The organism is Pseudomonas sp. ASL3, assembly GCF_056680425.1.
The window spans coordinates 2,398,111-2,411,889 of record NZ_CM155281.1 but is presented as its reverse complement, the minus strand read 5'-3'; the positions used below and the strand labels follow the sequence as shown (position 1 = coordinate 2,411,889).

The window sequence follows — 13,779 nt, the reverse complement described above, 5'->3', positions numbered from 1 at the left end:
ATTAAACATGCCGCGTTTAGTCGGAGTTTTCGCCGCACTGTTAGTACTGGGAGGCTGCAATGCCAGCGCGATTCCCAGTCAGTCCCTCAGTGCGAAACACGTCACCGCCATCGCTGAACGCATCGAGCAGCGCTACCCCAATCAGCCGGCGTTGGAACGTCAGGCCCTGCTGCAACAGGTGGTCACCGCCATCGACAATATGGTCTTCGTCGAGGGCGGCACTTTCGAGATGGGCGACTTCGGCTGGATCGGTGTATACGAGCCCAGCAACATGTGTGAATGGCCCTGCGGCATAGACAAGGATGAACTATGGCCGCTGGTGCCGAATGCCGATTCGCGCCCCCTGCATACCGTTCGTTTGGACAGTTTTTATATGGCCAAATACCTCACCACGATTGCCGAGGATGACCGCTTCCGTACGTTTACGGGATTGCCGTGGTATCGCATGGAGTTGACTGACAAAGAGCGTGAGCACGGGTTGACCGAGCCGTACCGAATTAGTGAGGCCAGGCTCTTTAAACCCGATTTCCCGGCCCGCAGCAAGCTCTGGCAGGAAGCCAAGGACTACTGTCTGTGGCTGGGGGAGTTGAGCAGCCTGCCGGTGGACCTGTCCACCGAGGCCCAGTACGAATATGCGGCGCGTTCTCGTGGGCGTTATGTGGTGTATGCCACTGATAATGGCAGCATCAACAAGGGACGCAATTTTAATAAGACCAGTGCCATCCAGCCGGTTGGCAGTTGGCCCCCCAATCCGTTGGGCCTATATGACATGAGCGGCAACGCGGTGTCCTGGGTCAATGACTGGTACGCAGAGGATTACTACCAGCATTCGCCGGTGGACAATCCGCAGGGGCCGGTTACTGGTGCTCAGAAAGTCCGACGTGGGAGTGATGTTCGATCGGAGCCGAGCTTTGCCATGACCATATGGCGTCGCCCTGACAACCCCGTCCTTGAGGAGTACTACTCGACCAACAGCTTCCGCTGCGCCATCCAACAAAGCGAGCCATTGAAATGAACGTGCTTAGTCTAGTGTGCTCGGCAGCAATATTACTGAGTTTGGGTGGCTGCAATCCAAGCCAATCCTTGAGCGCCAAACACGTAGCGGCTATTGCTGAAACTATTGAGCAACGCTACCCACAACAACCCACTTCGGAACGCCAAGCCCTGTTGAAACATGTAGTAACCGCCATCGACAATATGGTTTTTGTTGAAGGGGGTGTTTTTCAGATGGGGGATTTCGGCTGGATTGGTAAATTCGACCCCGAGAACATGTGTGAATGGCCCTGCGACAGGGGGAAGGGCGAGGCAAGGTTAAGGTTGGTAGATAATTGGGACTCCTATTATTTGCATACCGTACGCCTTAATAGTTTCTATATATCCAAGTACCTGACCACCATAGGCGAAGATGATAGATTTCGTAAATTCACAGGTCTACCGTTATATGCTTCCGAACTAACCGATGAGGACCGTGAATACGGGATTACAGTACCTGCGCGCCTCCGAACCCCTCAACGCTACACTTCCCAATTACCAGCCCGTAGCAAACTATGGCAAGAAGCCAAGGACTATTGCCTGTGGCTGGGAGAGTTAAGCGGTTTGCCGGTAGATCTGTCCACCGAAGCACAGTACGAATATGCCGCTCGGTCTCGCGGTCGCTATCTTGTTTACGCAACTGACAATGGTAGCGTCCAAAGAGGGCGTAACGTTCATGGTGGCATCAGGATTTATCCCGTAGGGTCATTCCCGCCCAATCCATTGGGCCTATATGATATGGGCGATAACGCGCTGTCCTGGGTCAACGACTGGTACGACTGGAATTATTACTTGAAATCGCCCGTTGATAACCCGCAGGGGCCTGCCACTGGAGCCCGTAAAGTTTTACGGGGGGGGCACAACCTGCAATCATCGACAGTTGCTATGACGACGCGCCGCCTTAATGAAGAGCCCATGTTATATGATTATGCGTACTCCCACAGTTTTCGCTGCGCCATTCAAAAAGGAGAACCGCTGAAATGAAGGTTCTTAATGGCCTATGGGTATCGGTTGTGATCGTGTGCTTGAGTGGTTGTAATGAGCGTGTCGTTCATAAGCCGCTCCTTAGTATCGAACAGCTTATCGCTATCGCTGAGCGAATTCATGATCGCTACCCACAACAGTCCGAACTGGACCGTCAGGCATTGCTGCAGCAGGTAGTTGCTACCATCGGAAGTATGGTCTTCGTCGAGGGCGGAACTTTCGAGATGGGGGACTTTGGTTGGTTTGACGACTACGATCCTGTCGAAATGTGTGAGTGGCCCTGCGGTATGAATATCGAAGACAGGGGCCTTCTTTTAGGTCGATCAGACGCTTCTCCTGTTCACACGGTGCGGTTGGACAGTTTCTATATGTCCAAATACCTCACCACCATCGGCGATGATGATCGCTTTCGTAAATTCACGGCGTTACCGCTACAGGGTATGGAGTTGACCGATGATGACCTTAAATGGGGTGAAGAAAAACCGCACCGCCTCCGTTCTCCTGTGACATACGCTCCCAATCTTCCAGCCAAAAGCAAGGTCTGGCAGGAGGCCAAGGACTATTGCTTGTGGATTGGGGGGTTGAGTGGTCTGCCAGTAGACTTACCCACCGAAGCGCAGTACGAATATGCCGCACGCTCTCGCGGTCGTTATTTGGTTTATGCAACCAATAATGGCAGCATCGAGAAGGGATACAATGTGAGTGGTGACTGGAGTGGCTACCCAGTGGGTTACTTTCCTCCAAATCCATTGGGCTTATATGATATGGGCGATAATATGTCATCCTGGGTTAATGACTGGTATGCCCCGGACTATTATCAGCACTCTCCCGTAGATAACCCACTCGGACCTACCACGGGCACTCATAAAGTCCACCGGGGTAACAGTTCCTCATCGGATCATTATCGTGCCCTGACGATTAAACGGCATCACGCCTTGCCAGTAAGCGAGTTCGACTACTTTCCCAGCGGCTTCCGCTGCGCTATCCAGCAGGGCGGTCCGTTGAATGAAGACGCTTAATAAACAACCTGCAGCGATGCTGGTTGGCTGCGACGCCTGCATCATCGGCAGTTGGCCACTTAGTATCACGCACTTCATCATCCTTCGACATTTTGCGACACCGATGCACCAAGCAATTACCAGAAACGCCGAACACCACAAGGAGAGAGCATGAACGCAAAACAGTTATGGATTATTACCGGTACGGGTGTTGCATTTTTCGCTTGCGTCGCAGTATTACAAGCTCAACCCAACCCAGCCGTTCCCGATCAACAAACGGAGCAGCGGCTGCGGCCGTGGTCACCATCGAACAACGACAACGACAGATTCAGGGTGTTTCTCACTGCGCGTGAGTCTTGGGTAGCCCATCGGGACACTGACACGCTCGCCAGCAAGTCTTTGAGCACCCAACAGATCAAGACCATCGTCGAACGTATCGATCAACGTTATTCGCAGCGGGGCACCTTGGAACGCCAAGCCCTGAAACAACAGGTGATCAGTGCTATCGACAATATGGTCTTGATCGAAGGTGGCTCGTTCGAAAGGCATGATTACGGCACGATTGAATACGAGGCCGACCATGTGTGTGAATCGCCCTGTGGCAAGGACAGCACATTTATATCGGAAGAGGATTTACCTCGGTATACGGTACGTCTCGACAGTTTCTATATGGCAAAATTTTTCACAACTATCGATGAGGACGATCGTTTTCGCACATTTACGGAGTTGCCATTGTATGGCGCGGCGCTGACTGAAAGTGATCGCCAGCACGGTTTTACCGAACCGCTTCGCTTACGCGAGCCACACCTGTATCACCCCACCTTTCACGCCCGCAGCAAGGTGTGGCAGGAAGCCAAGAATTATTGCCTTTGGTTAGGGGAGTTAAGCGGCCTGCCGGTGGACTTACCCACTGAAGCGCAGTACGAATATGCCTCTATACCTTTTGTAAGCGACATTAACATTAACGACTTCGGTCGCAATCATCCTTATTCCAGCAGCAATACCTATCCGGTCGACGCATTTCCGCCCAACCCACTGGGCCTTTACAACATGACCGCGACGGCGGTGTCTTGGGTTAACGATTGGTATGGACCGGATTACTACCGGCGTGCGCCGAAGGACAACCCGCAGGGGCCGACCAAGGGCACCGAAAAAGTTTTGCGCGGCAGTAGCGCCCTATGGGCACCTTGGGCGTCAGGGGAGTTGAAACCAAACATACGAATGTGGCGCCTCCACGACAATCCTGTGCTCGAAGATTACTACCGAACCAACAGCTTCCGTTGTGCCATTCAACAAAGCAAACCTCTGAATGAAAGCACCTGACGGCATGTTTACAACATCGTCTGGCGGCATATGGCACGCGCTTGCCAGCCAGTCACCCAACTTCACTCACTTCATCATCGTTCAGCGCCTTATCGCGCTGGCACTCCAGGCACTTGCCAGGCAATCAGGACATCACAAGGACAACACATGAAAACAAGATGGGCATGGATTACGGCAGGTGTCGGCATGGCGCTGTTGGTCTGGGCGGCGGTGGCGCAGTTTGAGCGCTATACGGAGCAGGCCAGCCAGTTGAGGACAACGGGCAAAGTCGTGGCGTTGAGCGCCGACGGTTGCGTCACCGTTGAGTTTTTGACCGCGCAAGGCCAATCGGTTCGGATCAGGGGCAGTGTGTGTTCCCGGCCCAATGACTACGAGATTGCTGGTGACGTTCCGATCGTCTATGCGCCGGAGGCTGCGCAAAAGGCCCGGATCGATACCTTTGGTGAAAACTGGTTCTTCGGTGTGCTCGTTGGGGGCATGGGGCTGCTGTTTCTGTTCATCGGCGGCGTCATGCTGGTGTTGCTGGTGCTTATGCCCAAGGTCGCGAAACGTCGTGAGGGCGAGCTGGCGCTTACCGGGCAGGCCATTTATGCGCAGGTCATGGGGACGGAACCCAATATGGCGATCTGCATCAATGGCAAGTATCCCTGGCGAGTTGTTGCGCAATGGCTGAACCCGGCGACGAACAAGCTGCACTTGTTCTACAGCCCGAGTCTCTGGTACGACCCTTCGCCTTACCTGCCCGAGAAGCAGGTGCAAGTGTGGATCGATCCGCAACGGCCCAAGCGCTACAGCATGGACACCCGCTTCTTGCCGGAGCTGGCGTAGCTGGTTGCCCGTGGGGCGGAAACATCACGGTGTCCAGCATCGGACACCGACCAAGGATTAAAGGAGTAGAGGTAAGCACGCATGGGGAATATCTGGAGTTACATGAAACGCTGGGGTCTGCCGTTGTTGCGTCAGTTCAAGACCGCTACACCGGTGTTGCTGGGGCTGGGCATGGTGTTTTTGCTGATCACGATCTGGTGGCTGGGGCCGCACTGGGTGTGGCGAGACGATCAGCGACCCCTGGCTGAGTTCGCCATGCGCGTGTCGGCGAGTGTGGTCGTGGTGGTTATCCCGCTGTTGCTCTGGGCGTGGTTCGTGCACAAGCGCAACCAGAGGCTGGAGGCCGAACGTCGGCACGAGGCGGCGCTTGAGGCCGACCCTTGCCTGCCTTTTGTGGAAGCGCAGGAGCGGGCGCTGAATGAACGGCTGCATATCTGGCGCGATAACATCGGGCGCAAGGGGCTGTACGACATCCCGTGGTATCTGATGCTGGGCCAGGAAAACACTGGCAAGAGCAGTTTTATTCAGCGGGCCAGTCAGGACTTTTCGTTAACCAGGGTCACCAGCGCCGACGAGCGAAAGTCGGTTCAGGACGAGCAACTGGCCTATAACGTGGAATGGTGGATGGGCAGCGAGGCGTTACTGATCGATCCACCCGGCGAATTCATCAGTCAGTCAAGCGTCGGGGGCAATCAACCGACGAACCAGGATGAAGAATCTGCTGAAAAGGTCGACCCCGCAACGGCCGCGCAAAGTGAGGCACCGACTGACACGCTCCCCGCAGACATCCATCCGCGTCTCTGGGGGCATTTACTGGATTGGTTGGGGCGCAATCGTAGCCGTCGGGCACTCAATGGCGTGGTGCTGATGATCGACATCAGCATTTTGATCGGTCAGGAGCCCAGCGAGCGCCAGGCAATGGCAACCCCGCTAAGGAAGCGCCTCAAGGAATTGACTCAACAATTAGGTAGCCGCTTACCCGTGTATGTGGTGTTGAGCAAGTTCGATCTGCTCGAAGGCTTTGAGGAGTTCTTCGCTGGTTTGCCACGTTCGGTGCGCGACGACATTCTCGGTTTTACTTTCACCCTGGATTCCGTCAACGATTTTGACGCCTGGCTGAAGGAGTTTTTTGGCCGCTATCACCGTTTTGTCGCTCGGTTGAATGACCATATATTCGACGCACTGAGTGCTCCCCATACGATCGAGCAGCGAGACCGCCTGTATTCGCTGGGGCGTCAGTTGGACGGTATCCGTCAGGTTCTGCCGGTTTATTTGCGCAGTATCCTGGGCAGTGATCGGCATAGCCCATCGGCCTTGGTACGCGGTGTGTACTTTTCCTCGGTGTGCCAACAGGGGTTGCTGTCCAATGCCTTTGTTGACGCAGCTGGCGAACCCTATGACCTGAGCGAGCCGCCATTGGACGTCAAACCCGCAGGCCGTTCAGTCATCTATTTCGCGCAAAAGGTGTTCCAGCAGGTCATCTACCCCGAGGCCGGTCTGGCGGGGGACAACGTCAAGGTATTGGCCAGTAAGCGCCATGCCCTGATCGCCAGTTCCACCGTCGCAGCGCTGGGCTGCCTGTTGGTGGTCGGTACCTGGCAGTATTATTTCGGCATCAACCGCGACAAGGCGGTCAGCGTCCTGGCCAAGAGCAAGGAATTCAGCGCGGGGGAGATCGATGCGCGGATCGAGGCGACCGGTCGCAACCTGTTGGCGCCGTTGAATCAGATCCGGGAGGCGGTGTCCGTCTACGGTGACTATCGAAACGCCTGGCCGCTGGTGGCGGACACCGGCCTGTACCAGGGCCGGGCGATCGGGCCTAAGGTTGACGAAGCCTATCTGCGCTTGCTGTCGCGACGCTTCCTGCCGGCCATTGCCAGTGGCGTGCTCGATGCGATCAACGCTGCGCCCGCGGGCAGCAACCAACAACTGGCGGCGCTGCGGGTGTATCGGATGATCGAGGACCGGCAGAACCGCCGGCCCGCCATCGTTGAGGACTGGATGGCCAAGCAATGGCAAGCGGCCTATCCCGCCGAGGGCCAGGTCCAGAAAGCGCTGATGGCGCATCTGGCTTATGCGATGCAGTACGCGGATGTTGACCTGCCGCACGACCGTCCGTTGATCGCCAGCGTGCAACAGGAGCTGCGCAAGATCCCCTTGCAGCAGCGTGTGTACATGACGCTGAAGCAGGACGCTCTGGAAACCCTGCATGCACCGTTGGACTTGCGTCACGAGATCGGTCCGGCGTTCGATATCGTCTATCACGCCGCCCACAGCAAGACCGATGGTGATTCGGCCACGTCGGCCGGGCCGGGCATTACCCTTGCGCCGTTGCTGACCGCCAAGGGGTTCAAGGATTATTTCGAACCGAACAGCCAGAACGTCACCGAGCTGGCGATGATTGATCAATGGGTATTGGGCGAGCGCCGCAGCCTGGATTATTCGGAGCAGGACACGAAAACCTTGGCCAAGCGTATCCGTTCGCTCTACACCGCTGATTACGTCGACAGCTGGCGGCGTGGGCTGAACCAACTGGTCGTCACCGATTTCAACGACCTTACCCAGGCCGTGACGGTACTGGAACACGTCACGGGGCCGTCGGCCCCCTTGCGCCGACTGCTGGAAACCGTGCGCGATAACACCGTGATCTACCCGCCCGTTGTGGCGATCGAAGGCCAGGCGTTGATTGAGGTCAAGCGCAAACCAGGTGAGGACGTGGGTCGAGAACAGGCGGCCAACATTCGACGCGCTTTCGTTTCCTTGACTGACTTGCTCACTGCCAAGGGCGAAAATCCTTCGTATTTCGATGAAGCCCTGCGTGCGGTCAGCGCGGTTTATGACTACACCAAAGCGGTTCAGGATAATCCTGATCGGGGTAAAGCGGCCCTTACGGCAGTGCTTAAGCGCTTTTCACTGCAAGGGCCGGACCCCATTAGCAACCTCCAGCGCGTCGCGGCAGGTTTGCCGGAGCCGCTCAATCGGCATGTGAAGACACTCGCGGACCAATCCTCACAGGTCTTGGTGATCGAAGCCTTGCGCGAACTGGAAAAACGTTGGGATGCGGATGTCTACAGCTTCTATAGCCAACGACTGGCCGGGCGCTACCCGTTCAACCCTGGCAGCAGCGCCGATGCGTCGCTGGAAGACTTCGAAGCCTTTTTCGGCCCACAGGGTCGCTTGCAGCAGTTCCATGATCAATACCTCAAGGTGTTCATCAAGGACAATCTGGACGCCCTGTACTCGGAAAGCCGTGGCGGCTACCTGGTGCGCCCCGATGTACTGACGCAGCTGGAAGCGGCTAACCGCATCCGCGAAACCTTCTTCAACAACCGTGGCGCGCTCAGCGTGCAGTTCACCGTCGAACCCTTGGGCCTGACCCCCAACCGGCTTAGCAGCGTGCTCGGCGTGGACGGTCAGTTGATCCCTTACAGCCATGGGCCGAGTAACAGTATCGGTCTGATCTGGCCCAATACCCTGGGCGAGGGCAGCGGCAGCAAAATCACCCTGGTCAACACCACCGGCAACAGCAACAGCCTTGCTTATCGCGGGCCATGGTCGCTGTTCCGCCTGCTCAGCCGTGGGTACCTCAACGGCAGCACCGTCACCAGTGTCGACCTTGGCTTCAAGATGGGTGATGGCGTCATGCGCTACCGGGTCAGTGCCGAGAAGGCCAACAACCCGTTTACCCAGCGCAGTTTCAGCGGCTTTGTGTTGCCGCGAACCTTGTTGCAGGACGCGCTGAAAACGCCGGTGGCGAAGGTGGAACCGCAGCCGTTTAGCCCGTCGTGAGGACATGCCGGTTATTACTCCGTTTGACTGCGCAACCAGTCTCGTGGGCTGGTGCCGGTCTTGCGCCGAAAGGCGCGGGCGAGGGCTGAGGGGCTTTCATAGCCGACTTCATCAGCAATCAGGGCAATGGGTTTGCCGTCGCGCAAGCGCTTTTGCGCCAGACTGATGCGCCAGCTCATCAGGTAGTCGGCCGGGGGTTGCCCGATGACTGCATGAAAGTGTGCAGCGAAACTGGCCCGTGACATGTTCGCGGCGGTGGCGAGTGCGGCCACCGTCCAGGCTTGTTGCGGGTTGGCGTGCATCAGGTTCAAGGCCCGTGACAATCGAGGGTCAGCCAGCCCGGCCAGCATACCGCTGGCCATGCTCTGGGTCGCCAGCAGGTGACGCAGCAGCTGAATCACCAGCAGCTCGAAAAGCCGGTCCATGGTCGCGTCCTTCCCGCACTCCTCGGCGGATGCCTCGTTGAACAACCAGTCCAGTGTGGTGCCCAGCGTCGACATGCCCTCAAGCGGCAACACCAGGTAATCAGGCAGCGCGGCCGAGAGCGGGTTGTTCACGCCACCGTTGAAGTTCAACGAAGCACAGACCAATTGCGTACCGTCTGCTTCGCTGGCGCTCAACCGATGGTGATAGGGGCGGGGGAAAAAGATCAGGGTTGGCTCGGTGATCAGGCGTTCGCTGTTATCGGCGAGCCTGAGCGTGATCTGCCCGGCTTGCAGCAGATGAATATGACCGCGCGGTTCTTCATCATCGAATGCGGAAATGCCGCAAAAGGCGCCGCTGTGAAAGGTCCCGGCACGTACGCCAAAGTGCGTCAGCAGGGCGGATAGACGATCCATGGATTTTCTCCGCGCGGGAACATGCTTGGACGATGGGTCGCATAATAGCGACGATTTGCATCCGAGTGTATCAGCTTCATCCCTAACATAGGCTCCGTCATCAGCGCACTTAGCGTCTGAATCTTTCGGAGAATCACCATGTCACGTATCCCGGCTCTGACCCTTGAACAAGCGCCTGCCGCTTCGCTTTCGCTGCTTGAGGGCGTGAAAAAGAGTATGGGCATCCTTCCCAATGTCTTCAAGACCCTGGCCCATGCGCCAGCCGCTCTGGGGAGTTATCTGCAATTCTCCCAAGCGTTCGGTAAGAACTCGCTGAGCGCGGTTGAACGCGAGTCTATTGCTCTCGCTACTTCCCAGGTCAACGAATGCGAATACTGCCTGGCCGCGCATACGCTGTTTGGCGGCAAGGCCGGCATGTCTGCCGAAGCTATTCGCAGCGCCCGTGATGGTGAACTGAGCGCCTATACGGTCCTGGCCCGTCAAGTCTCGTCGGCCCATGGACGTGTGAGCGATGAGCAACTTGCCGCTGCCCGTGCCGCAGGCCTGACCGACGCGAAGATCATCGAAGTCGTTATGCAGGTCGCTTTGTTGACGATCACCAATTACGTGAACAACGTAGCGGCCACCGACGTTGATTTCCCTGCTGTCGAAGTGTGAGGCGCAAGCGCCTGGGCGGCGTAATGCGTTGCCCTATTCGCAGGCAAGCCTGCTCCCACAGAGGATCGGCAGGCGGGCGTTACGCGGACGCCAGCATATGATCGAACAGCAAGCGCGCTGTAACCGATAACGCGTCGCGTGAGCGCACGCACAGCGTCAGTTCACGCGACGCCCAGGGCTCATCGAGGATGATGGTTTTTGCGTTGTGGATGCTGTAAATGTCGACGCTGCCCTGAGGCAGGATGCCGATACCGATTCCGGCCTGGACCATCAAGCACAACGCGTCGTAACTGGAAACCTCCATGCGCAGCTTGAGCGATCGTCCGACGTCGCTGGCGGCCTTGATCATCTGGAAGTTGAGATGAGTACCGCTGCGCAGCGCCACGTAGTCATGGTCGAGGGTTTCGGCAAAGGTGACCCTGTCGCGGCTGGCCAGCGGATGCCCGTCTGGCACCAACAATACCAACTGATCGGTACGAAACGGATAAACCTCGACGTCAGACCCGTGGGGCAGGCGGGTGAAGATGCCAATATCGGCACGGTTTTCGGCGATGCCCTTGGTGATCGCCAGGCTTTCCTTTTCTTCCAGGGTGATCTGGATGAGTGGGTAGAGGTCCATGAACGACTTGAGTAGCGCGGGCATGAATTGGGTGATGGCCGAGATGTTCGCCAGCACATGAATGGAGCCGCGACGACCGTGGGAGTAATCGTGCATCTGCACGACAATCTCGTTCAGGTTGTTGAGCACGCTGCGCGCCATATACAGCAGGGAAATGCCCGCCGCCGTGGGGGTGATCCCCTTGTTGGTACGCACCAACAGTTGCGAGTCGAGCAGATCTTCCAGCTCACTGAGGCGCTTGCTGACCGCCGCTGCAGCGATGTGTTCGCGTTTGGCGGCGGCCGCAATAGTGCCTTCTTCAATGACACTGACAAACAGACGCAGGGACACAGGATCGAGTTTCATAAGGGGTAGCGGGCTCAAATGCCGAGACTCCGCCGATAGTACCCCTTAAACATCGGTGTCAGAACGCGCCCGAGAGCAGATAGCCAGCATTCGGCACTTGAGCGTTCAGGCCCAGGGTCTTGAGAATCTGGTACACGGTGCTCACCGAAGCCGACAACACGGGCATGTCGAGACGATCCTGGACCACCTGAATCGCCGGCAACGAAGGCATCTGCACGCAGGCTGAAAGCACCACGCCTTCGGCTTGACCGATATTCAGGCGATCAGCGTGTGCCACCAGATTCATCGGGTCCAGGCGACCCACGGCCAGGTTGTCGGAGACTTCCAGACTGATCGAGTCCGTCACTTCAATCCCGGCGGCTTCGATGTAGTCGATGACCTGTTGGGTCAGTGGCTTCATGTACGGCGTGATGATCGCGACTTTTTTGTAGCCCAGAACGTTGAGGCTGTCGATCAGGGCACCTGCCGAGCTGAGTATCGGCGTCGGTGCGTTGTTGCTTTCGACCGTTTTGCTCAGGCGTGCCTGGGACACTTTGTGGTAACCCGCGCCTTGGCACATGATTGCGACGAGGCAGGCGTAGGCCATGACGTCTACGCGAGCGTCGCTCAGTTCCAGTGCGCAACGGTCGCTGTCCACGTCCATTCTTTTCAGCTCTTCAGAGCTGACGTTCATCATGCGCATGCGCGCCGAGTGAAAGGTGAAGTGCTCTTCAGGGAACAGCGAGTAACGCGAGGTCAGCATCGCCGGGATTTCGGTTTCCATGGTGGTGTTGGAGCTTGGAACGATTTGGCCAATACGAAAATTTTTCATGATTCAATCCTTCTATTGAAAGTCAGTTGCCGCTGGTCAATTGAACGCCCTTGGTTTCCTGAAGCGTGAACACCATGACGGCGGCAATCGCATAAGAAACAGAGGCCAGCGAAATGGTCGCGGTGAAGCCCACCAGGGGGATCAGGATGGGCACCAGTTTGATGCCGGCAATCGCACCCACGCGGCCGAAGTTGAAGCAGAAGCCTGAGGCGGTGGAGCGGATGCTGGTCGGAAACAACTCCGAGTACCACGCACCAAAACCGCTGAAATAACCGGTGAAGAAGCCGAGCAACGCCGCCAGGGAGCCGAGCGTGATCACGTTCTGGGTGGTGAACAGCAGCTTGCCGTCGGTCAGTGGCATCAAGGTCGCGGAGAAAGCGAAGACCGGAACCATGATCGCCATACCGGCGAAGAAGATCGCGAACGACAACCGACGGCCCAGGCTTTCAGCCAGGTAGCCGTAGGCCAGATAACCGATGGTGGCGCCAATGCCGATCCAGATGACGAACACTGGCGCCTGATCGATGCGCACATTCAGAATGTTCTGCAAGTAAGCGGGCATGAAGGTGCTGATGATCCAGTAGCCGTACATGCCCAGTACCGAGATGCTCAGGCCCAGCATCGTCACTTTGAGGTACTGCGGACGGAAGATCTCCAGCAACCGCCCTTTGTCGCTGTTCTGCCGCATGAATTCGCGGTTAGCCAGCCAGACCGGTGACTCCTTGACGAATAGCATGATGAACACCAGCGTGAAATAAGCCGGGATCGAGGCATAGATGAACAGAGAGCGCCATGACTCGGGATCATCTGTCTTCAGAAACGTCCAGGCGAACACCGCAGCCAGAAGACCGCCGCCCGACCAACCGGTTTGCATCACGGCAAAAGCCTTGGCACGACCGGCCGGTGGCCAGATCTCAGACACCAGCGCCGCTGCGGCGGACCACAGCCCGCCGACAGCAATACCGACGCAAAAACGGCAGAGATTGAGCTGCCACAAGCTGTCGGCATACCCACAGAGCAGGGTGCCGGTACCGTAGACGAACACCGAGAGCATCATGGTTTTCTTGCGGCCGATCCTGTCGGAGATATTGCCCAGGAAGAACCCGCCAATACCGGTCGCCAGCAAGAACCAGGCGACGGTCGATACGACATCGCCCATGCCGACGGAGAAGGTTTTGGCGATGGCCAACAGCACAAAACCGAAAATGGTCGCGTCCAGCGCATCGAACAACCAGGCGGCCCAGGAGCCGCCCAGCGTCAGGTAACGCTGGCCTTCGGTGAGACTGTTGTTGCTCGTGGTGGAAGCCGGTGCCGCAGTCGGGATCGCAGTCATGGTTTTCCTCACATTCTTTCGTCGTAGTCGACTTATTGTTTTGTGGACTCATTCAAAACCGGGCAGCGGTCTGGAATGAGTAGTCATGTGGCAGGAATACTAGAAGCGCTGATTTGGCCCGTATATCAGGCATTCACGAGCCTGCCATCGCCGAATGCGATGGCAGCGTGCGATGGCAGTGTGCGAACAGTCATGGGGTGAATGCACTCAAGTGGCGGCAA

Annotated in this window: 11 protein-coding genes; 7 read left to right on the top strand and 4 right to left on the bottom strand. The window is 57.1% G+C overall.

The annotated features are described in order from the left end of the window. Positions 1–7 precede the first annotated feature (7 nt). The 6 genes from AC1MEE_RS11135 (at position 8) to tssM (ending at position 8,954) form a co-directional block, all read left to right on the top strand. A complete protein-coding gene (locus AC1MEE_RS11135; RefSeq protein ID WP_480415371.1) occupies positions 8–1,015 on the top strand; it encodes a formylglycine-generating enzyme family protein in 1,008 nt (335 codons plus the stop codon). Continuing rightward, positions 1,012–2,016, top strand: coding sequence for a formylglycine-generating enzyme family protein (locus AC1MEE_RS11130; RefSeq protein WP_480415370.1), 1,005 nt, complete (start codon positions 1,012–1,014; stop codon positions 2,014–2,016). The genes AC1MEE_RS11135 and AC1MEE_RS11130 overlap by 4 nt, the downstream gene beginning before the upstream one ends. Then, the gene (locus AC1MEE_RS11125; protein ID WP_480415369.1) at positions 2,013–3,035 is read left to right on the top strand and encodes a formylglycine-generating enzyme family protein; all 1,023 of its coding nucleotides are present in this window, start codon (positions 2,013–2,015) and stop codon (positions 3,033–3,035) included. The genes AC1MEE_RS11130 and AC1MEE_RS11125 overlap by 4 nt, the downstream gene beginning before the upstream one ends. 150 nt (positions 3,036–3,185) lie before the next feature. Continuing rightward, on the top strand, positions 3,186–4,337 hold the full coding sequence (locus AC1MEE_RS11120; protein ID WP_480415368.1) for a formylglycine-generating enzyme family protein: 1,152 nt from the start codon (positions 3,186–3,188) through the stop codon (positions 4,335–4,337). A 147-nt stretch (positions 4,338–4,484) separates the two neighbouring features. Continuing rightward, positions 4,485–5,165 (top strand): DUF3592 domain-containing protein, encoded by a 681-nt coding sequence (locus AC1MEE_RS11115; RefSeq protein WP_480415367.1) that lies wholly within the window; start codon positions 4,485–4,487, stop codon positions 5,163–5,165. Positions 5,166–5,246: 81 nt separating this feature from the next. Then, complete coding sequence (tssM, locus tag AC1MEE_RS11110; RefSeq protein ID WP_480415366.1) at positions 5,247–8,954, top strand: type VI secretion system membrane subunit TssM; 3,708 nt, start codon at positions 5,247–5,249, stop codon at positions 8,952–8,954. Positions 8,955–8,968: 14 nt separating this feature from the next. Here tssM and AC1MEE_RS11105 read toward each other — a convergent pair whose 3' ends face one another. Continuing rightward, complete coding sequence (locus AC1MEE_RS11105) at positions 8,969–9,793, bottom strand: AraC family transcriptional regulator (RefSeq protein WP_480415365.1); 825 nt, start codon at positions 9,791–9,793, stop codon at positions 8,969–8,971. Between the two features lie 138 nt (positions 9,794–9,931). Here AC1MEE_RS11105 and AC1MEE_RS11100 point away from each other — a divergent pair, with 138 nt between their 5' ends. Further along, a complete protein-coding gene (locus tag AC1MEE_RS11100; protein WP_480415364.1) occupies positions 9,932–10,450 on the top strand; it encodes a carboxymuconolactone decarboxylase family protein in 519 nt (172 codons plus the stop codon). A gap of 79 nt (positions 10,451–10,529) precedes the next feature. On the opposite strand, the gene AC1MEE_RS11095 is transcribed toward AC1MEE_RS11100, so the two are convergent. The 3 genes from AC1MEE_RS11095 to AC1MEE_RS11085 are packed head-to-tail and all read right to left on the bottom strand — an operon-like array spanning position 10,530 to position 13,558. Then, a complete protein-coding gene (locus tag AC1MEE_RS11095; protein ID WP_480415362.1) occupies positions 10,530–11,414 on the bottom strand; it encodes a LysR family transcriptional regulator in 885 nt (294 codons plus the stop codon). Positions 11,415–11,472: 58 nt separating this feature from the next. Further along, positions 11,473–12,225 (bottom strand): maleate cis-trans isomerase family protein, encoded by a 753-nt coding sequence (locus AC1MEE_RS11090; RefSeq protein WP_480415361.1) that lies wholly within the window; start codon positions 12,223–12,225, stop codon positions 11,473–11,475. Between the two features lie 22 nt (positions 12,226–12,247). Next, entirely contained in the window at positions 12,248–13,558 is a 1,311-nt protein-coding gene (locus AC1MEE_RS11085; RefSeq protein ID WP_480415359.1) for an MFS transporter, read from the bottom strand. Positions 13,559–13,779 lie beyond the last annotated feature (221 nt).

Bases quoted from the DNA above. Each gene is read 5' to 3' on its own strand.
- AC1MEE_RS11135 (WP_480415371.1), top strand. From the start codon at position 8: ATGCCGCGTTTAGTCGGAGTTTTCGCCGCACTGTTAGTACTGGGAGGC.
- AC1MEE_RS11130 (WP_480415370.1), top strand. From the start codon at position 1,012: ATGAACGTGCTTAGTCTAGTGTGCTCGGCAGCAATATTACTGAGTTTG.
- AC1MEE_RS11125 (WP_480415369.1), top strand. From the start codon at position 2,013: ATGAAGGTTCTTAATGGCCTATGGGTATCGGTTGTGATCGTGTGCTTG.
- AC1MEE_RS11120 (WP_480415368.1), top strand. From the start codon at position 3,186: ATGAACGCAAAACAGTTATGGATTATTACCGGTACGGGTGTTGCATTT.
- AC1MEE_RS11115 (WP_480415367.1), top strand. From the start codon at position 4,485: ATGAAAACAAGATGGGCATGGATTACGGCAGGTGTCGGCATGGCGCTG.
- tssM (WP_480415366.1), top strand. From the start codon at position 5,247: ATGGGGAATATCTGGAGTTACATGAAACGCTGGGGTCTGCCGTTGTTG.
- AC1MEE_RS11105 (WP_480415365.1), bottom strand. From the start codon at position 9,793: ATGGATCGTCTATCCGCCCTGCTGACGCACTTTGGCGTACGTGCCGGG.
- AC1MEE_RS11100 (WP_480415364.1), top strand. From the start codon at position 9,932: ATGTCACGTATCCCGGCTCTGACCCTTGAACAAGCGCCTGCCGCTTCG.
- AC1MEE_RS11095 (WP_480415362.1), bottom strand. From the start codon at position 11,414: ATGAAACTCGATCCTGTGTCCCTGCGTCTGTTTGTCAGTGTCATTGAA.
- AC1MEE_RS11090 (WP_480415361.1), bottom strand. From the start codon at position 12,225: ATGAAAAATTTTCGTATTGGCCAAATCGTTCCAAGCTCCAACACCACC.
- AC1MEE_RS11085 (WP_480415359.1), bottom strand. From the start codon at position 13,558: ATGACTGCGATCCCGACTGCGGCACCGGCTTCCACCACGAGCAACAAC.